18 protein-coding genes, 1 tRNA gene and 1 pseudogene are annotated in these 17,791 nt (G+C 72.4%); 14 read left to right on the forward strand and 6 right to left on the reverse strand.

Features of this window, described 5'->3' with window-relative positions; translation table 11 throughout:
• Positions 1-308 precede the first annotated feature (308 nt).
• From ABZ854_RS23680 to ABZ854_RS23690, 3 genes are read left to right on the forward strand one after another with little or no spacing between them, the layout of a single operon-like run.
• Positions 309-1,622: an ABC transporter substrate-binding protein gene (locus tag ABZ854_RS23680; RefSeq protein ID WP_361214134.1), complete on the forward strand. Its 1,314-nt coding sequence runs from the start codon at positions 309-311 to the stop codon at positions 1,620-1,622.
• A 32-nt stretch (positions 1,623-1,654) separates the two neighbouring features.
• The gene (locus ABZ854_RS23685; RefSeq protein ID WP_361214135.1) at positions 1,655-2,641 is read left to right on the forward strand and encodes a sugar ABC transporter permease; all 987 of its coding nucleotides are present in this window, start codon (positions 1,655-1,657) and stop codon (positions 2,639-2,641) included.
• The gene (locus ABZ854_RS23690; RefSeq protein WP_361214137.1) at positions 2,638-3,525 is read left to right on the forward strand and encodes a carbohydrate ABC transporter permease; all 888 of its coding nucleotides are present in this window, start codon (positions 2,638-2,640) and stop codon (positions 3,523-3,525) included. The genes ABZ854_RS23685 and ABZ854_RS23690 overlap by 4 nt, the downstream gene beginning before the upstream one ends.
• Before the next feature lie 181 nt (positions 3,526-3,706).
• Here the strand turns inward: ABZ854_RS23690 and ABZ854_RS23695 are convergent.
• A tRNA-Pro gene (locus tag ABZ854_RS23695) sits at positions 3,707-3,780 on the reverse strand.
• 112 nt (positions 3,781-3,892) lie between these two features.
• Here ABZ854_RS23695 and ABZ854_RS23700 point away from each other — a divergent pair.
• On the forward strand, positions 3,893-4,420 hold the full coding sequence (locus ABZ854_RS23700; RefSeq protein ID WP_361214139.1) for a DUF309 domain-containing protein: 528 nt from the start codon (positions 3,893-3,895) through the stop codon (positions 4,418-4,420).
• 103 nt (positions 4,421-4,523) lie between these two features.
• Positions 4,524-5,297 (forward strand): precorrin-6A synthase (deacetylating), encoded by a 774-nt coding sequence (gene cobF, locus ABZ854_RS23705; RefSeq protein ID WP_361214141.1) that lies wholly within the window; start codon positions 4,524-4,526, stop codon positions 5,295-5,297.
• 25 nt (positions 5,298-5,322) lie between these two features.
• On the opposite strand, the gene ABZ854_RS23710 is transcribed toward cobF, so the two are convergent.
• The 4 genes and pseudogenes from ABZ854_RS23710 to ABZ854_RS23725 form a co-directional block, all read right to left on the reverse strand.
• Positions 5,323-6,084, reverse strand: coding sequence for a cobalt-precorrin-6A reductase (locus ABZ854_RS23710; protein ID WP_361214143.1), 762 nt, complete (start codon positions 6,082-6,084; stop codon positions 5,323-5,325).
• A 50-nt stretch (positions 6,085-6,134) separates the two neighbouring features.
• A pseudogene (locus ABZ854_RS23715) lies at positions 6,135-6,329 on the reverse strand (sulfite exporter TauE/SafE family protein); the annotation flags it as partial.
• 1 nt (position 6,330) lies between these two features.
• Positions 6,331-7,851 carry a long-chain fatty acid--CoA ligase gene (locus tag ABZ854_RS23720; protein ID WP_361214145.1) on the reverse strand — a complete coding sequence of 507 codons (1,521 nt, stop codon included), beginning with the start codon at positions 7,849-7,851 and terminating at the stop codon, positions 6,331-6,333.
• A gap of 58 nt (positions 7,852-7,909) precedes the next feature.
• Positions 7,910-9,097, reverse strand: coding sequence for a thiolase family protein (locus ABZ854_RS23725; protein WP_361214147.1), 1,188 nt, complete (start codon positions 9,095-9,097; stop codon positions 7,910-7,912).
• A gap of 154 nt (positions 9,098-9,251) precedes the next feature.
• On the opposite strand from ABZ854_RS23725, the gene ABZ854_RS23730 reads away from it, so the two are divergent.
• The 5 genes from ABZ854_RS23730 to ABZ854_RS23750 all read left to right on the forward strand — a co-directional run bounded on the left by ABZ854_RS23730 (position 9,252) and on the right by ABZ854_RS23750 (position 12,645).
• Positions 9,252-10,061 (forward strand): lysophospholipase, encoded by an 810-nt coding sequence (locus ABZ854_RS23730; protein WP_361214149.1) that lies wholly within the window; start codon positions 9,252-9,254, stop codon positions 10,059-10,061.
• A 158-nt stretch (positions 10,062-10,219) separates the two neighbouring features.
• Positions 10,220-10,708, forward strand: a complete 489-nt coding sequence (locus ABZ854_RS23735) for a DNA starvation/stationary phase protection protein (RefSeq protein WP_361214151.1) — start codon at positions 10,220-10,222, stop codon at positions 10,706-10,708.
• A gap of 82 nt (positions 10,709-10,790) precedes the next feature.
• Positions 10,791-11,123, forward strand: coding sequence for a DUF3140 domain-containing protein (locus ABZ854_RS23740; RefSeq protein WP_361214153.1), 333 nt, complete (start codon positions 10,791-10,793; stop codon positions 11,121-11,123).
• 5 nt (positions 11,124-11,128) lie between these two features.
• Complete coding sequence (locus ABZ854_RS23745) at positions 11,129-11,776, forward strand: endonuclease (RefSeq protein ID WP_361214155.1); 648 nt, start codon at positions 11,129-11,131, stop codon at positions 11,774-11,776.
• 65 nt (positions 11,777-11,841) lie between these two features.
• Positions 11,842-12,645: an SAM-dependent methyltransferase gene (locus ABZ854_RS23750; protein ID WP_361214157.1), complete on the forward strand. Its 804-nt coding sequence runs from the start codon at positions 11,842-11,844 to the stop codon at positions 12,643-12,645.
• Between the two features lie 9 nt (positions 12,646-12,654).
• On the opposite strand, the gene ABZ854_RS23755 is transcribed toward ABZ854_RS23750, so the two are convergent.
• Positions 12,655-13,515 (reverse strand): Cof-type HAD-IIB family hydrolase, encoded by an 861-nt coding sequence (locus ABZ854_RS23755; RefSeq protein ID WP_361214158.1) that lies wholly within the window; start codon positions 13,513-13,515, stop codon positions 12,655-12,657.
• A 192-nt stretch (positions 13,516-13,707) separates the two neighbouring features.
• On the opposite strand from ABZ854_RS23755, the gene ABZ854_RS23760 reads away from it, so the two are divergent.
• From ABZ854_RS23760 to ABZ854_RS23775, 4 genes are all read left to right on the forward strand, one after another.
• Positions 13,708-15,111: a glutamine synthetase family protein gene (locus ABZ854_RS23760; RefSeq protein WP_361214160.1), complete on the forward strand. Its 1,404-nt coding sequence runs from the start codon at positions 13,708-13,710 to the stop codon at positions 15,109-15,111.
• 2 nt (positions 15,112-15,113) lie between these two features.
• Positions 15,114-16,289, forward strand: a complete 1,176-nt coding sequence (locus ABZ854_RS23765; RefSeq protein ID WP_361214162.1) for an amidohydrolase family protein — start codon at positions 15,114-15,116, stop codon at positions 16,287-16,289.
• 16 nt (positions 16,290-16,305) lie between these two features.
• Positions 16,306-16,833, forward strand: coding sequence for an NUDIX hydrolase family protein (locus ABZ854_RS23770; RefSeq protein WP_361214208.1), 528 nt, complete (start codon positions 16,306-16,308; stop codon positions 16,831-16,833).
• A 111-nt stretch (positions 16,834-16,944) separates the two neighbouring features.
• The gene (locus ABZ854_RS23775; protein WP_361214164.1) at positions 16,945-17,736 is read left to right on the forward strand and encodes a hypothetical protein; all 792 of its coding nucleotides are present in this window, start codon (positions 16,945-16,947) and stop codon (positions 17,734-17,736) included.
• Positions 17,737-17,791: the final 55 nt, after the last annotated feature.

Raw genomic sequence — 17,791 nt, forward strand, 5'->3', positions numbered from 1 at the left:
TACCCCTTCGAGTTCCAGTCGCTGGTCAGACCCCGAACCGGAACCCCCGAGTTCGCACAGCCCCCGCGGCCGGCAGCGCCGCGGGGGCTCCCCATTGTCCGCGGGCGCGGTAACACCGCTGGTGACGGTGACGGTTACGTTTCGGGTAAGACACCCACCAGAGCGCTCAGACCTATTGACGCATGAGCGGACATGGCGCTGTTATTACGCCCACGATGTTCGGTCGAGTTGGTTTCTGATCGGTTTCGATGACCTTCCAGAGGCCGGCTCATCCCCTTGGCCGAACCCTGCATGCCTCAGGAGCCGTCATGCGCCACTCTCCTTCCGGTCTCGCTCTCCCGGGTCCCAGCCGCCGTTCGCTGTTGCGCTCGGCCGGCGCCGCCGCCGCCCTCGCCGGCGCCGGGATACCCCTGCTGTCCGCGTGCGGCGGCAGCGGTTCGTCGTCGGACCCGAAGACCGTCTCCCTCGGCTCCAACGCCTCCGACGCCGTGCCGAAGAAGGCGTTCGCCGAGATCTACGCCGCCTTCAAGCAGAAGTCCGGCATCACGGTCGACGTGAACACCAAGGACCACAACACCTTCCAGGAGCAGATCAACTCGTATCTGCAGGGCACCCCGGACGACGTCTTCACCTGGTTCGCCGGATACCGCATGCAGTTCTTCGCGGCGAAGAAGCTCGCCACTCCCATCGACGACGTGTGGGCGAAGATCGGGGCCAACTTCCCCGACGCGATGAAGAAGCTCAGCCAGGGCGAGGACGGCAAGTACTACTTCGTACCGCTGTACACGTACCCGTGGGCCGTCTTCTACCGCAAGAGCGTCTTCCAGCAACACGGCTACGAAGTCCCCGCCACCTGGGACCAGTTGGTCGCCCTGTGCAAGAAGATGAAGAAGGACGGCCTGGTCCCGATCGCCTTCGGGGACAAGGACGCCTGGCCGGCGATGGGCACCTTCGACCAGATCAACTTCCGCCTGAACGGCTACGACTTCCACAAGCAGCTCATGGCCGGCAAGGCCTCCTGGACCGACGCCAAGGTGAAGGCCGTCTTCGACCACTGGGCCGAGCTGCTCCCCTACCACCAGGACGGCGCGATGGGCCGTACCTGGCAGGACGCCGCGCAGGGCCTGGTGGCCAAGAAGTCCGGCATGTACGTCCTCGGCTCCTTCGTGGCCCAGCAGTTCACGAACAAGGCAGACCTGGACGACCTGGACTTCTTCGCCTTCCCGGAGATCAACTCCGCGTACGGGCAGGACACGGTCGAGGCCCCGACCGACGGCTTCATGCTCAGCAAGAGCCCGAAGAACCACTCCGCCGCGGTCAAGCTGCTGCAGTTCCTCGGCACCCCGGAGGCCGAGGCGACCTACCTCAAGGCCGACTCCAGCGTGGTGGCCGCCTCCAGCAAGGCCGACACCTCCACGTACACGGCGCTGCAGAAGAAGGCGTACACGATGATCAGCGGCGCCAAGAGCCTCACCCAGTTCATGGACCGCGACAGCCGCCCGGACTTCACCTCCACGGTGATGCAGCCGGCGCTGCAGAAGTTCATCCAGAACCCCAAGGGCGTGGACAGCCTGCTGTCGTCGATCGAACGCCAGAAGAAGACGATCTTCGCCTCCTCGTGAACGATCCCATGACGACACAGATGTCGACAGAGATGTCACAGACACCGACGACGCCGGCGCAGACCCCGGAGGCGGCCGCCGCGCCGCCTCCGGGCCCCGTGCCCGGCAGACAGCGGGCCAGGCAGGGGCACCGGCGCCTGCTGACCCGCCGTGACCGGATCACGCTCGGCCTGATGGCGGGCGTGCCCACGGTCCTGCACGTGCTCCTGGTCTGGGTCACCGCCCTGGCCTCCATCGCGCTCGCCTTCACCAGCTGGGACGGCATCGGGTTCGACTCGATCAAGTGGGTCGGCCTGGACAACTTCAAGCACCTGTTCGAGAACAACCCGCAGTTCTGGCCGGCCGTCCAGCACAACCTCATCTGGTTCGCGGTGCTCATCGCGATCCCCACGCCGCTCGGCCTGTTCCTGGCCGTGCAGCTGGACAAGAAGATCCGGTTCAGCCGGGTCTACCAGACCGCGTTCTTCCTGCCGGTCGTCATCTCCATGGCCTGCATCGGCTTCGTCTGGCAGCTGGTCTACAACCCGGACACCGGCCTGATCAACAGCCTCATCGGGGCCAACAAGCCCGGCCACTACATCGACTGGATCGGCGATCCCGACCTCAACCTGTGGGCCGTCCTCATCGCCGCGTCCTGGCGGCACACCGGCTACATGATGATCCTGTACCTGGCAGGCCTGAAGGGCGTCGACCCCTCCCTGCGGGAGGCCTCCTCGCTGGACGGCGCCAACGAGTGGCAGACGTTCAAGAACGTCATCTTCCCCACCCTGCGGCCGACCAACACGGTCGTCCTCGTGGTCACCATCATCGAGGCGCTGCGCGCCTTCGACCTCGTCTACGTCTTCAACAAGGGCGCCCAGGGCACCGAGTTGCTGTCGATCCTGGTCACCAACAACATCATCGGCGAGTCCAGCCGGATCGGTTACGGCTCCGCCATCGCCGTCGTCCTGCTGGTGATCTCGCTCGTGGTGATCATCCCCTACCTGGTGGCCACCTTCCGGAAGGAGCGGCGATCGTGAGCGCCTCCACCGTCGCGCCGGTGCGGCGCACCCCCGTCCGCCCGGCGCGGATCCTGCTGCACGTCTTCCTCGCCGGCGCGGCCCTGGCCTGGCTCGCCCCTCTGCTGTGGGCCGTCTTCTCGGCGCTGCGCCCCTACAGCGAGACCTCCGACCGGGGGTACGTGTCCTGGCCGCACAAGCTGAGCCTGGACAACTTCACCAACGCGTTCCAGCAGTCCGACATGCTGCACTACTTCGGCAACACGCTGCTGATCGCGGTGCCGGCCGTGCTGATCACGCTGTTCCTGTCGTCGATGGTGGCGTTCTACGTCAGCCGCTTCGACTTCCGCCTCAACCTCGCCCTGCTGCTGGTGTTCACGGCCGGCAACCTGCTCCCGCAGCAGGTCATCATCACCCCGCTGTACCGGCTGTACCTGCTCACCAACCTGCCGGGCATCACGGAGAGCGGCAAGCTGTACGACTCCGCGCTCGGGCTGGTCCTCATCCACGTGGCGTTCCAGTCGGGGTTCTGCGCGTTCGTGCTGAGCAACTACATGCGCTCGCTGCCGCACGAGCTGACCGAGGCCGCGCTGGTGGACGGGGCGTCGGTGTGGCGGCTGTACTGGCAGATCACCCTGCCGCTGTGCAAGCCGGCGATGGCCGCGCTGGCGACCCTGCTGTCGATCTGGATCTACAACGACTTCTTCTGGGCCCTCGTGCTGATCTCCACCGGCGAGAACATGCCGATCACCTCGGCGCTGAACAACCTCTCCGGCCAGTACTTCACGGACCCCAACCTGGTCGCCGCCGGTGCGCTGCTCACCGCGATCCCGACCCTGGTCGTGTACTTCGTGCTCCAGCGCCAGTTCGTCAGCGGCCTGACCCTGGGCTCCAGCAAGGGCTGAGGCGTCCCTCGGTGAGTCACCTCGTGCTGCGCCGCGAACCGGCATCGGTGCCGGACCGCTCGGCGAGCGGTCCGGCGGCGGCGCGGAACAGCACGAAGGTCACGGAGCACCACGAAGGCCGCCCGGGCGATGCCCGATGCGGCCTTGTGAACGAACGGCTGTCCGCCGACTGCCTCGACAGTCGGGACGACAGGATTTGAACCTGCGACCCCTTGACCCCCAGTCAAGTGCGCTACCAAGCTGCGCCACGTCCCGGTGCGCTCACTCGCGGTGACCCGCGTGATCGCGCGAACAGCACCTTACCCCACGTGCGGCGCCCCGCCGAAGAGGGGCCGGACGAAGGGGTGGGACGGGGGACAATCGTCGTATGAGCGACGCAGGCGCAGCGGCGGGACGGGGAGCGGGCACGCGGGACCGGGACACCGAGGGGCGGGCGCGCAACGCCCGGCCCCGGGACGGTCTGGGCCGGCCGCTGCCGTACGGGTCCGAGGGCGTGGACCGGCAGCCGGAAGGGGTCGTACGGTCCCCGGAGCAGACCGTCCGCGAGGCGCAGGCGCTGCTGGACGCGGGCAGGCCGTTCCACGCGCACGAGGTGTTCGAGGATGCCTGGAAGGCGCGCCCCGGGGGCGAGCGGACGCTGTGGCGGGGCCTGGCCCAGCTCGCGGTGGGCCTCACCCACGCGGCCCGCGGGAACGCGACCGGCGGGGCCCGGCTGCTGCGGCGGGGGGCGGGCGCGGTGGAGGAGTGGGCGGCCGGGCGGGGCGAGGACCGGCGGCCGTCCGGGATGGACCTGTGCGGGCTCGTCCGCTGGGCGCGGGAGCTGGCCGACCGGGTCGGGGCGCCCGGTGCGGGGCCCGTGGACGCCGCTGCGGAGGCACCCCGGCTGCGGTCCTGAGCAGGTCCGGAAACGAGGCGCCCGCGCCCGCTTCCGGGCGGTCGTCGCAGGCCGTGTGGAGGCGGTGCACGCACTGTCAGTGGCATGGGGCAGACTCGGGGACGTGCGAAAGATTCATGTCATCGGTATCGGCGCGGGCGACCCAGACCAGCTGACCCTCCAGGCGGTCAAGACGCTCCGGAGCACGGACGTGTTCTTCCTCCTCGACAAGGGCGAGGCGAAGAGCGACCTGACCCGGCTGCGCCGGGACATGCTCGACGCACACCTGCCCGAGGGGTCGTACCGGGTGGTGGCGGCCCGCGACCCGGAGCGGGACCGCGCGGCGGGCGGCGCGGCGTACTCGCCGGCCGTGGAGGACTGGCGCGGCGCCCGCGCCGGGATCTACGAGCGGATGATCGCCGAGGAGCTGCCCGAGGACGGCACGGGCGCGTTCCTGGTGTGGGGCGACCCCTCGCTGTACGACAGCACGCTCGGGATCCTCCAGGAGGTGCTGGAGCGCGGCACGGTGGCGTTCGAGTACGACGTGGTGCCCGGCATCAGCAGCGTCTCCTCGCTGGTCGCCCGGCACCGCACGGGCCTGAACCGGGTCGCCCGGCCGGTGCAGATCACCACCGGGCGGCGGCTGGCCGAGGGTTTCCCGGAGGGGGTGGACGACGTGGTGGTGATGCTGGACGCGCACCAGGCCTTCCGGGAGTACGCCGGGGACGACATCGACATCTACTGGGGGGCGTACATAGGCACCCCGGACGAGATCCTGGTCTCCGGCCCGCTCGCGGAGGCCGGCCCGCGCATCGAGCGGCTGCGGGCCGAGGCCCGGGAGCGCAAGGGCTGGATCATGGACACGTATCTGCTGCGCAGGAACCCCGCCGAGTCCTGAGGGTCAACGAGGCCCGGGTGCCGGGTCAGGGTGCCGGGTGTCCCGCGCCGCCGAGACCGAGCCGGTCCAGTACGGCCGCCACGTCGGACAGTGCCGTCAGGCCGGGCGGGAGCGGCGGGCGGCGCACGACGACGACGGGGAGCGCGCGTTCCCGCGCGGCCGTCAGTTTGGCCGCCGTCGCCTCACCGCCGCTGTCCTTGGTGACCAGCACGTCGATGCGGTGGGCGCGCAGCAGTGCCCGCTCGTCGGCGAGGGTGAACGGGCCGCGGGCCAGGACGACTTCGGTGTCCGGCGGCAGCGGCGGCCCGGGCGGGTCGACGGAGCGGACGACGAAGTGCAGGTCCGTCAGACCGGCGAAGGCGGCGAGGCCGAGGCGCCCGGTGGTGAGGAGCACCCGGCGGCCGAGGCGGGGCAGGACTTCGGCGGCGGCGTCCAGGGACGGGACCGTGTGCCAGTCGTCGCCCGGCCCGGGCCGCCAGCCGGGGCGGCGCAGGACGACTGCGGGCACGCCGGTGCCGGCCGCCGCGCGTGCCGCGTTGGCGGTGATCGCCTCGGCGAAGGGGTGGGTGGCGTCGACGAGGGCGTCCACGGCGTGCTCGCGCAGCCAGGCGGCGAGGCCGGCGGCTCCGCCGAACCCGCCGACGCGGACGTCCCCGGGGACGGCGCCCGGCCGTGCCACCCGGCCGGCCAGGGAGGTGGTGACGCGGACTCCCGGCAGGGCGGTGAGGGCGGCGGCGAGCCGGCGGGCCTCGGTGGTGCCGCCGAGGACGAGGACGTGCGGGGCCATGGCAGGCAGCGTACGGGTGGGCGACGGGCGGCCCGGCCGGGGGTGGGTGAGCGGATCAGCAACTGCACGCCGCCCACCACGGTGGCCGCGATCACCAGTTGTTCGAAGAGCCGCTGGTTGATGCGGTGCACCGCCCACTTGCCGAGCAGTGCGCCGGGGACGACGAAGACCACGAGGGCGGCGTCGAGCAGCAGCGAGTGACCGCCGATCAGGCCGAGCCCGGCGCTGAAGGGCACCTTGGAGACCCTAGCGTCCCTGCCGGTCGCCGTACTGGGTGCGCAGTTCCCGCTTGAGGACCTTCATGCTGGGACCGAGCGGCAGCGCGTCCGCGAACTCCACGCGGCGCGGGTACTTGTGCCGGCCCAGGTGGTCCTTGGACCACTCGGTGAGCGCGGCGGCGTCGAGGCGGCCGTCCGCGGTGGGCACGACGACGGCGCACACCTCCTCGCCGTGGAGTTCGTCGGGCAGGCCGATGACGGCCACCTGCGCGACGGCGGGGTGGCGCATCAGGACCTCCTCGACCTCGCGAGGATAGACGTTGTAGCCGCCGCGGATGATGACGTCCTTCTTGCGGTCGACGATCCGCAGGAAGCCCTCGTCGTCCTTGGTACCGAGGTCGCCGGTGCGGAACCAGCCGTCGACCAGGGCCTCGGCGGTGGCCTCGGGGCGGCCGAGGTAGCCGGAGAAGACGTTGTGGCCGCGGATGACGACCTCGCCGAGTTCACCGGGCGGCAGGAGTTCCACGCGGCCCTCCACCTCGGCGCGGGCGATCTCGACGTCGACGCCCCACAGCGGGTGGCCGATGGTGCCGGCCCGGGTGCCGAACACGGGCTGGTTGACGGTCGCCGTCGGTGAGGTCTCCGACAGTCCGTAGCCCTCGTAGATATGCGCGCCGAACGCGGCCTCGAACCGCTCCAGTACGGCCACCGGCAGTGAGGCGCCGCCGGAGATGCACACGCGCAGCTCCGGCAGGGCGTCCGCGTCGGCCGCCGCCGCGGCGAGGGCGACGAACATCGTCGGCACGCCCTGGAAGGTGTTCACGCCCTCCTTCACCATGAGGTCGATGGCGCCGGCCGCGTCGAAGCGGGGCAGCAGGACGAGCGTGGCGCCCGCCCGCCAGGTGGAGTTGAGCGAGACGGTCTGGCCGAAGGCGTGGAACAGGGGCAGGGCGCCGAGCGCGACGTCGTCGGGGCGGATGTCGTTGGCGTCGAAGGCGTTGACGGTCGCGTTCATCACCAGGTTGAAGTGGCTGAGGACGGCGCCCTTGGGTACGCCGGTCGTGCCGCTGGTGTAGAAGATCACGGCCGGGTCGTCGGCGGCGCGGGTGACGTAGGAGGGCAGCGCCTCGGCGTCCGCGGCGAGAGTGTCGAACTCCTCGCCGAGGACGACGGTGCGCACGCCCAGCGCGTCCGCGGCGGCCCGCCCGGTCTCGGCCTGGGCCGGGTGGACGAGCAGCAGGGCCGCCCCGCTGTCCTTGAGGACGTGCTCGACCTCGGGCGCGGAGAGCAGCAGGTGGACGGGGACGACGACCGCGCCGGCCGCCGCGGCGGCGTAGTACGCCACCGGGAACTCTGCGGTGTTGGGCGCCATCAGGGCGACCCTGTCCCCCGGCCGGACACCGAGTCCGGCGAGCGCGCCGGCCCGCGCCCGGGCCCGCTCCCACACCTCGGCGAACGTCAGCCGCAGGTCCCCTTCGACCAGGGCGGTCTTCCCGGGGCGGCGCCGGGCGTTCTCGGCGAGTATGGCGGCGACGGACAGGCTTGCCATGGTGTGGTGCTCCGTTCCTCGTGTGTCTGGTCCCGCGTGGGGCGCCGGGAGCAGGGTGCTACTGCCGTTCGACCAGCACCGCGCTGCCCTGTCCGACTCCCACGCACATCGTCGCAAGGCCGCGCTCGGCGCCGGTACGCCGCATCCGGTGCAGCAGGGTCGTCAGGATGCGGGCGCCGGAGCAGCCGAGCGGATGGCCGAGGGCGATCGCGCCGCCGCTGGGGTTGACCAGGTCCGGGTCGATGCCGAGCTGGTCGACGCAGGCGAGGGCCTGGGCGGCGAACGCCTCGTTGAACTCGGCCTCCTGGACGTCGCCGATGTCCCAGCCGACCCGGGCGAGCGCCTTGCGGGTGGCGGGCACCGGGCCGAGGCCCATCACGTCGGGGTGGACGCCCGCGGAGGCGCCGGCGACGTACCGGCCGAGGGACTCCAGGCCCAGCTCGTTCAGGGCCTCCTCGCTGACCAGCAGCAGGCCGGCGGCGCCGTCGTTCATCGGGGAGGCGTTGCCCGCGGTGACCGTGCCGCCCGCGCGGAAGACCGGCTTGAGGCGGCCCAGCTTCTCCAGCGAGGTGTCCTCACGGACGCACTCGTCCTCGGCGACGACGACGCCGTCGGGCCGTTCGACGGAAAGGATCTCGTCGTCGAAGTGGCCGTTCTTGCGGGCGAGGGCGGCCCGCTGGTGGCTGCGGAGCGCGAACTCGTCCTGCCGTTCGCGACAGACGCCGTGGCGGGCGGCGACCTCCTCGGCGGTCTCGCCCATGGACAGCAGCCCGTGCAGGTCCTTCATCGCCGGGTTGACCAGCCGCCAGCCGAGCCGGGTGTCGTAGGTCTCGATGCGGTGCGGCAGGGCCTCGTCGGGGCGGGGCAGCACGAAGGGGGCGCGGCTCATCGACTCGGAGCCGCCCGCGACGACGACGTCGGCCTCCCCGGCGGCGATGGTGCGGGCGGCGGCGGTGACCGCTTCGAGGCCGGAGGCGCACAGCCGGTTGACGGTGGCGCCGGGTACGGTCTCGGGAAGGCCGGCGAGCAGCGCGGCCATGCGGGCGACGTTGCGGTTGTCCTCGCCGGCCTGGTTGGCGGCGCCCCAGTAGACGTCGTCGATCCGGGCGGGGTCGAGGGCGGGCACCTCGGCCACCAGACGGCGGATCACGTGGGCCGCGAGGTCGTCGGGCCGCACGGAGGACAGGGCTCCGCGGAGCTTGCCGATGGGGGTGCGGCGGGCGGCCGCGAAGTGGACGGGACGCACGGCTTGGACTCCTGACCGACGACGCTGTGGATCAGCACGGACCGAATGGTTGTTCCGCAGAGCCTTAATTAGCACTGCTAGTTTTGGACTATAGACCGCCGACCGGCTCCCTGGGAAGATCCCACAGAACCTTCGCCGAGCCGCTGGAGCAGACATGGCCGACACGCGCGAGCACACCCTGACCGGGACCCGGGGCACCCTCGCGGTCCGCGAGTGGCCGCACCCGGCGCCCCGCTACCTGGCGCTCGTCGTGCACGGCTACGGCGAGCACGCCGGACGGTACGCCGAGCTCGCGGAAGTCCTGGGCGGCCACGGGGCGGCCGTGTACGCACCGGACCACATCGGTCACGGCAGGTCGGACGGCGAACGGGTGGTGGTCGAGGACTTCGAGGACGTGGTCACCGACGTGCACGCGGTCGTCGGCCTGGCCCGCGCCGCGCACCCGGGGCTGCCGCTGGTCGTCGTCGGACACTCCATGGGCGGGCTGATCGCGGCACGCCACGCCCAGCGGTACGGCGCCGGGCTGAGCGCGCTCGTGCTGTCCGGGCCGGTGATCGGCGACTGGGAACTGCCCGGCCGGCTACTCGCCCTCCCCGAGATCCCGGACACCCCGATCAGTCCCGCCGCGCTCTCCCGCGACCCCGCCGTGGGCGCCGCGTACGCCGCCGATCCGCTGGTCTGGCACGGACCGATGAAGCGGCCGACCCTGCGGGCGTTCGTACGGACCCTGGAGAGCGTCGAGAAGGGCGGCGACGTCGGCCCGCTGCCGGTGCTGTGGCTGCACGGCGACGACGACCGGCTGGTACCGCTGCCGGGAAGCCGGACCGGAGTGGAACGCCTCGCCGCGGACCGGCTGACCGAACGCATCTTCCCCGGGGCCCGGCACGAGATCTTCAACGAGACGAACAGGGCGGCCGTCTTCGCGGAGCTGATCGGCTTCCTGGACGAGGCGCTGAAGCGCTGACCGGTGCCGCACGCCGTGCGGTCCTCCTCCGCTGATCAGGGTCGTTTTGCTCCCCGCCGCCCGGGCACCCGCTCTCCGGGACGTCCCGGGCGCCGCGCAGCGGCCCGCCCCCGACGTCCGGACGACGCAGTACGACGACGGAAGGGATGAACCGCGCCATGACCGTGGTGAGGAGCACGCTGCCCGAGGAAGCGCTCGGGGTCACCGGAACCGCCCTGCAGGAGACCCTGGTGGACCTGCTGGGACTGTCGCTGATCGGCAAGCAGGCGCACTGGAGCATCGTCGGGCCCCGGTTCCGCTCGATCCACCTCCAGCTGGACGAGGTCGTCGCCACCGCCCGTACCCACTCCGACACGGTCGCCGAACGCGCCGCCGCGCTGGGAGTGCCGCCGGACGGCCGGCCGGAGACGATCGCCGCGACCTTCGCGCTGCCCGGCACCAAGGACGGCTGGCTGCGCGACACCGAGGTCGTGGAACTGCTGGTGTCGGGGCTGGGGACGGCTATCACGCGGCTGCGCGAGCGCATCGACGCGACCGAGAAGGCCGACCCGGTCACCCAGGACCTGCTGATCACGATCACCGCCGACCTGGAGAAGCAGCGCTGGATGTTCCAGGCCGAGAACCACCGGCCCGAAGACACCGCCTGAGCCGCCGGCCGGACGCGGCACAGGAACCGCGCCACAGGAACCGCCGCGGCACAGCGAACGCGCCACAGGAAAGGGGAAACCCATGGCCGACTCCCTCGAACTCGAAGCGCTGTGGGAGGACTTCCACCGTTCGGTGAACATGACCTCGCAGGAGCTGGCCGCCTGGCTCCGGGTCCGGGACGCGGGCGAGGAGACCGAGCCCCTCCCGGACGAGGCGGGCACCGCCACCGGTCAGCACGTGCTGGCCATCCTGCAAAAGCGCCGCACCGACCTCACCGACGACGACGTACGGGTGATGTACCGCGTCGTCGACACGGTCGGTGACCTGGTCGACGTGGCGGACGAGCCCGAACCGGAGACCACCCGCCGCCGGCACCGGCTGATGACGCTGGGCCACGATCCGCTGAAGCCGTAGCGGCCGTGAACCGCGACGAACGCGTCGTCGACGCGCTGCTGTCGGAGTACGGGCAGACGTACGCCGAGGAGGCGGGGATCCGGCTGAAGGACACCCCGCAGCCGCTGTACCGGCTGCTGGTGCTGGCCCTGCTGCTCAGCGCCCGCATCCGGGCCTCGGTGGCGGTGGCCGCCGCCCGGGAGCTGCACGAGGACCACCTCGACAGTCCCCGCCGGATGGCCGACGCGGACTGGCAACAGCGGGTGGACGCGCTCGGCCGGGGCGGATACCGCCGCTACGACGAGCGGACCGCCACCCAACTCGGCGACGGCGCCGAGCTGCTGACCGAGCGCTGGGGCGGCGACCTGCGCCGGCTGCACGAGGAGGCGGACGGCGACACCGGTGAACTCCGGCGCCTGCTCCGGGAGGAGCCGGGCGTCGGGTCGGCCGGCGCCGACATCTTCCTGCGCGAGGCACAGCGGGTGTGGCCCGAGGTCGGCCCGTACTTCGACGACAAGGCGCTGGCCGGCGCCGGCCGCCTCGGGCTGCCGAAGGACACCGGTCGGCTCACCCGGCTGGCCGGGGACGCCGAACCCGCCGTGCTGGCCGCCGCGTTGGTGCGGGCCGCCCTGGACAAGGAGGTCGTCGAGGACTGCCTGCGCCGGGCCGCATGATCGTGTCAGACTGCTCGCACGCGCCCAGGTGACCACCGGGGCCCGGTCGAGCGGAGGAGCAGCACGTGACGGGGACCGAGCAGGCCGCCCAGGGCATCGACACCACCCGGCCGCACCCGGCCCGGGTCTACGACTGGTACCTCGGCGGCAAGGACAACTACCCCGTCGACGAGCAACTCGCCCGCCGCATCACGGAGATAGACGGCGGGGCGCCGCGTGCCGCCCGCGCCAACCGGGCGTTCATGCGCCGGGCCACGCGCGCGCTGGCCGAGGAGGCCGGCATCCGGCAGTTCCTGGACATCGGCACCGGCATCCCGACCGAGCCGAACCTGCACCAGGTCGCCCAGTCCGTCGCGGCGGACGCCCGCGTGGTCTACGTCGACAACGACCCCATCGTGCTGGCCCACGCGGGCGCGCTGCTGCGCGGCACCCCCGAGGGCGTGACCGAGTACGTGCAGGCCGACGCCCGCGACCCACGCTCCATCCTCGACCAGGCCGGCGCGATCCTGGACCTGGACCGGCCCGTCGCCCTGTCGCTGATCGCCCTGCTGCACTTCCTCGCCGACGAGGACGGCGCCCACGACGTGGTGCGCACCCTGGTCGACGCCCTGGCGCCGGGCAGCTGCCTGGTGCTGTCGATGATGACGGCCGACTTCGAACCGGAGAACGTACGGCGGGGCATCGCCGCGTACGCGCAGGGCGGGGTGACGCTGGTGGCGCGCTCGCAGGACGAGGTGGGCGCCTTCTTCACCGGACTCGACCTGCTGGAGCCGGGGATCGTGTCCGTCGCGGACTGGCGGCCCGAGGATGCCCCCGAGGCCGACGGACCGATCTCCCTGTACGGCGCCGTCGGCGTCAAGACGGCCTAGGGACCCTCGCTACAGCGGTACGCCGAGGACCCTGGCGACCGTCCGCAGCACCCCGTTGTCGTTGTTGGACGGAGCGAGGTGCCGGGCCCGCCGGACCACCTCCGGGTGGGCGTTGGCCATGGCGAACGACCAGTCCGCCGCGTCGAGCATCTCCAGGTCGTTGAGGTAGTCGCCGAACACCATGGTCTGCGCGGGCGTGATGCCCAGCTCCCGCTGGAGGCCGCGCAGCGCGGCGCCCTTGTCGGCGGTGGGGTTCATGACGTCGACCCAGTGCTCGCCGGAGACGACGACCTGGTGGGTGGCCGCGACCCCGGCGAGGGCGGGGGCGGTGGTGTGCTCGGCGGAGCCGAAGTCGAACAGCGCCACCTTGATCACGTCGTCGTCGACGGCGGTGACGTCCTCGACGATCCGGTGCTCGACGTAGTACTTGCGGACCTCGGCCAGGAACGGTTCGTCGGTCCGCTCCACGTAGGCCGCCCGCTTGCCGCACACCACGGCGCCGGCGTCCACGCCGTTCGCGACCAGCCGTCGTACCGTCCGCGCGACCTCGGCGGCGACCGACCTGTCCAGCGGGTCGGAACTCAGCTCGGCCCCGTCGCGCACCACGTACGTGCCGTTCTCGGCGATGAACACCATGCCGTCGGCCACGTCCGCGAACTGCCGGGCCAGCGTGGCGTACTGCCGGCCGCTCGCCGGACTGAACAGCACACCGCGCCGGCGCAGTTCCGCGAGCATCGGCCACAGCCCCTCGGGGATCCGCTTGGCGTCGTCCAGCAGCGTGCCGTCCATGTCGGTGACGACGAGCCGGATGTCCGCCGCGCCGGACGGCGGGCAGGGGGTGTCGATCAGGGGCGCGGGCGTGGCGGGCATGTCCTTCTTCCGGTCGGCGGCAAGGGGCGTTCTCCAGTGTCGCGTACGGCAGATTCCGGCCAGGGCGGCGGGGGTGGGGCCGCGCGGGCGCACCTTCGCGCCGACGTGCGCGTTCACCGGACAGCGGGAGTGACGAGCGGCACAATGACGGCGGAGCACCGCACGGCCGGCCAGGACCGTCGAGGAGGACGTATGACCACCCTTGCCGACCCCGTGCCCGGTGGGCGCCCCGGCGACCTGCGCCGGGTCGCCGCGCTCACCGCGGACCTGACCGCGCGGGACGTGCACGGGATCGTGCTGGCGTACGTGGACACGACGGGTGTCTGCCGGGTGAAGACGGTCCCGACGGCGCGGCTGGAGCGGGCCGTCTCGTGGGGCGTCGGAATGTCGCCCGTGTTCGACACGTTCCTCGCCGACGACTCGATCGTCACCACCGACGTCCTCGGCTCCCCCGACGGCGACCTGCGCCTCTACCCCGACCTCGACCAGCTGGTGCCCCTCGCCGCGCAGCGCGGCTGGGCCTGGGCGCCGGTCGACCGGATCACGCAGGAGGGCGAACGGCACCCGGGCTGCGCCAGGACCTTCCTGCGCCGGATCGTCACCGACGCCGCCGAACGGCACGGCATCGCCTTCAAGGCGGCCGTCGAGATCGAGTGGTGCGTCGGAGTCGGCCCGGCGGCGGACGGCGCGTTCGTCCCGGCGGTGCGCGGCCCGGCGTACGGAGCGATCCGGCAGACCGGGCTGAGCGACTACACCGCCGCCCTGCTCGCCGCGTGCGCCGCGCAGGACATCGACGTCGACCAGCTGCATCCCGAGTACGCGCCCGGGCAGTTCGAGATCTCGGTGGGCGCGCTGGACCCGGTGGCGGCGGCCGACCGGAGCGTGCTGGTCCGGCAGACGATCCGGGCGGTGGCCGAACGGCACGGACTCACGGTGTCCTTCGCGCCCGCCGTGTCCGCCGAGGGCGTCGGCAACGGCGGCCATCTGCACCTGTCCGCCTGGCGCGACGGCGCCAACCTGCACGCCGGGGGCGAGGGCCGGTACGGCATGACGGCCGAGGCGGAGTCGTTCACGGCCGGGATCCTCGCCCGGCTCCCCGCACTGACGGCCGTCACCGCGCCGAGCCCGGCCAGCTATCTGCGGCTCAGGCCGTCGCAGTGGGCGGGCGTCTTCACCGCGTGGGGCCGGGAGACCCGGGAGGCGGCACTCCGGGTGGTGACCGGCACGGCGGGCCGCCGGGCCCACGACGCCAACCTGGAGGTCAAACCGGTCGACCTGGCCGCCAACCCGTACCTGGCGCTCGGCTGCGTGATCGCCGCCGGCCTCGACGGTGTGACCGCCGCCCTGCCCCTCGGCGAGGAGATCACCGGCGACCCGGCCCGCTACGGCCCCGACGAGGCCGCCGCGCTCGGCGTACGGCGGCTGCCCACCTCGCTGCCCGAGGCGGTCGAGGCGTTCCGCACCGACGACGTGCTGCGGGCCGCGCTGGGCCCGGTCCTGGCGGACGCGGTGACCGCCGTACGGCTCGGGGAGACGGCCGCCGTGGACGGTCTGGACGATGCCCGGGTGGCGGCGGCCTACCGCTGGGCGTACTGACGATGGCGGCGCCCGGTCCGGTCCACGAGGCGCTCGCCGCGCTGCCGCTGGTGGACCACCACTGCCACGGCGCCGTCACCGCCGATCTCGGCCCGGCGGAGTTCGAGTCCCTGATCACCGAGGGCGAGTGCTGGCCCGGCATGTCGACGTTCGACAGCCCGGTCGGCGTGGCCGTGCGCCGGCACTGCGCGCCCCTGCTGGACCTCCCACGGCACGCGCCCGCCGCCGGCTATCTGGCCCGGCGCGCCGAGCTGGGCTGGCGGGAGGTCAACCGGCGGTTCCTCACCGCGGCCGGTGTGGAGGCGTTCTGCGTCGACACCGGCTACGCCCCGCACCCCGTCACCTCCCCCGCCCGGCTGGCCGCGGCCTCGGGTGCGGCCGGCTACGAGGTCGTACGGCTGGAGCAGCTCGCGGAGACGGTGGCCGCGCGGGGCGTGGAGCCCGGCGAGTACGCGGCCGTGGTCCGGGCGGCCGCCGAGGAGGCGGTAGGCCGGCCGGGCGTGGTCGGCGTGAAGTCGGTGGCCGCGTACCGCACCGGCTTCGCCCTGGACCCGGCCCGCCCCGGCACCGCCGACGTCACGGCCGCCGCCGGGCGGTGGCTCGCCCGCGGCGGCCGCCTGGACGACCCGGTCCTGGTACGACATCTGCTGTGGACCGCGGTCGACCTCGGCCTGCCCCTCCAGCTCCACACGGGGTTCGGTGACTCCGACGTCCGCCTGCACCGCGCCGACCCGGCCCTGCTCACCGACTGGCTGCATCTGACCTCCGGCACGATCGACGTCCTGCTGCTGCACTGCTGGCCGTACCAGCGTCAGGCCGCCTACCTGGCCACAGTGTTCGAGCGGGTGCACCTGGACGTCGGACTCGCCCTGCACTACACCGGCCCGGCACGGGCGCGGGCGGTGCTCGCGGAGGCCCTGGAGATCACCCCGTACCGCAAGCTGCTCTACAGCTCGGACGCGTACGGCGTGGCCGAATTCCACCACCTGGGGGCGCTGTCCTTCCGGCAGGGTCTGGCCGACCTGCTCCAGTCCCGGGTGGACGCCGACGAGTTGAGCCTGCCCGACGCCCTGCGGTACGCGGCCTGGGCCGGCCGCGACAACGCCCGACGCCTCTACGGCCTGACCGAAAACGAACCTGCCCGCGACAGCAGCGGACGCCCCACCCGGAAAGTATGATCAAGCAATGTCTGACATGACCGAAACCACGCCCGGCTGGCTGACCACGGACGAGCTGGAAATGGCCAGGGCCCGGATGCCGATCCTGTACGTCGAGGCCGTGCCCGTGCGCGTGGACGACAGCGGCGAAGTCACCAGCATCGGGCTCCTCCTGCGCATCGGCCCGGACGGAACGGTCAGCCGCACCCTCGTCTCCGGCCGTGTCCTGCACCACGAGCGGGTCCGCGACGCGCTGCTGCGCCACCTGGAGAAGGACCTGGGCCCGGTCGCCCTGCCGCGCGTCCCGTCCTCCCTGCAGCCGTTCACGGTCGCCGAGTACTTCCCGACAGCCGGGGTCACGGCGTACCACGACCCGCGCCAGCACGCGGTGTCCCTCGCCTACGTGGTGCCGGTCACCGGTGACTGCCGGCCCCGGCAGGACGCGCTGGACCTGGTGTGGTTCAGCCCGCAGGAGGCGGCGTCGCCGGCCGTGCAGAACGAGATGCCGGGCGGGCACGGGGCACTGCTGAAGCAGGCCCTCGCGCACGTCGGCGTCGTGTCCTGACCCCTGAGCCGGGTTTGTCGGCGCCCCAGCGGCAACACCTGCACCAGAAGCGCCAAAACAATGGCAAAGGAGTCTGGGGAAACGGCCATTGGCCGTGCGAAGGTGCGGGCCATGAGCACAGAGCACGTCCTCGACCAGCGGCCCCGCAGCCATGCCCGCCTCCTCGCACCGGCGAACAAGGTGCCGGAGGTGACCGTCTACTTCTGGATCATCAAGGTCCTCACCACCGGCATGGGCGAGACCGCGTCCGACTTCCTGGCCCACCTCTTCGGGCCGGTCCCGGCGGTCGGGCTCGGAGGGGCCGGGCTGGTGGCGGCGCTCGTGCTCCAGTTCGCCGTCCGCCGGTACGTGGCGTGGATCTACTGGACGGCCATCGTGATGGTCAGCGTGTTCGGCACGATGGCCGCGGACGTGCTGCACGTCGGCGTCGGGGTCCCCTACGCCCTGTCCACGCCGGCCTTCCTGCTGGTCCTGGCCGCCGTCTTCGCCCTCTGGTACGCCAGTGAGCGGACCCTGTCGATCCACAGCATCCGCACCCGCCGCCGGGAGACCTTCTACTGGGCGGCCGTCCTGGCCACCTTCGCCCTCGGCACCGCGGCCGGCGACCTCACCGCCTCGATCGGGCTCGGCTACCTCGGCTCGGTCGTCCTGTTCGCCGTGGCCATCTGCGTCCCGGCGCTCGCCCACCGGGCCGGCACCCTCGGCGCGGTGACCGCGTTCTGGACGGCGTACGTCATCACCCGCCCGCTCGGCGCCTCGATCGCCGACTGGATGGCGGTGCCCAAGTCGCGCGGCGGTCTGGACTGGGGGCTGGGCCCGGTCACCCTGTCGTGGACGGTGGCGATCCTCGGGTTCGTGGCCTACCTGGCGGTGTCGGGCCGGGACAAGGAGCGGCTGGGCTGACCGGCCGGGACACGCCAAAGGGCCCCCGCGAGCTGCTGCCCGCGGGGGCCCTTCA

The organism is Streptomyces sp. NPDC047028, assembly GCF_040644095.1.
Lineage (GTDB): Bacteria > Actinomycetota > Actinomycetes > Streptomycetales > Streptomycetaceae > Streptomyces.

Coding starts and splice junctions, on each gene's coding strand:
- ABZ854_RS23710 (WP_361214143.1), bottom strand. CDS start 6,084: ATGGCCCCGCACGTCCTCGTCCTCGGCGGCACCACCGAGGCCCGCCGG.
- ABZ854_RS23755 (WP_361214158.1), bottom strand. CDS start 13,515: ATGCCCGCCACGCCCGCGCCCCTGATCGACACCCCCTGCCCGCCGTCC.
- ABZ854_RS23775 (WP_361214164.1), top strand. CDS start 16,945: ATGAGCACAGAGCACGTCCTCGACCAGCGGCCCCGCAGCCATGCCCGC.
- ABZ854_RS23730 (WP_361214149.1), top strand. CDS start 9,252: ATGGCCGACACGCGCGAGCACACCCTGACCGGGACCCGGGGCACCCTC.
- ABZ854_RS23740 (WP_361214153.1), top strand. CDS start 10,791: ATGGCCGACTCCCTCGAACTCGAAGCGCTGTGGGAGGACTTCCACCGT.
- ABZ854_RS23765 (WP_361214162.1), top strand. CDS start 15,114: ATGGCGGCGCCCGGTCCGGTCCACGAGGCGCTCGCCGCGCTGCCGCTG.
- ABZ854_RS23685 (WP_361214135.1), top strand. CDS start 1,655: ATGTCACAGACACCGACGACGCCGGCGCAGACCCCGGAGGCGGCCGCC.
- ABZ854_RS23735 (WP_361214151.1), top strand. CDS start 10,220: ATGACCGTGGTGAGGAGCACGCTGCCCGAGGAAGCGCTCGGGGTCACC.
- ABZ854_RS23770 (WP_361214208.1), top strand. CDS start 16,306: ATGACCGAAACCACGCCCGGCTGGCTGACCACGGACGAGCTGGAAATG.
- ABZ854_RS23700 (WP_361214139.1), top strand. CDS start 3,893: ATGAGCGACGCAGGCGCAGCGGCGGGACGGGGAGCGGGCACGCGGGAC.
- ABZ854_RS23760 (WP_361214160.1), top strand. CDS start 13,708: ATGACCACCCTTGCCGACCCCGTGCCCGGTGGGCGCCCCGGCGACCTG.
- ABZ854_RS23720 (WP_361214145.1), bottom strand. CDS start 7,851: ATGGCAAGCCTGTCCGTCGCCGCCATACTCGCCGAGAACGCCCGGCGC.
- ABZ854_RS23680 (WP_361214134.1), top strand. CDS start 309: ATGCGCCACTCTCCTTCCGGTCTCGCTCTCCCGGGTCCCAGCCGCCGT.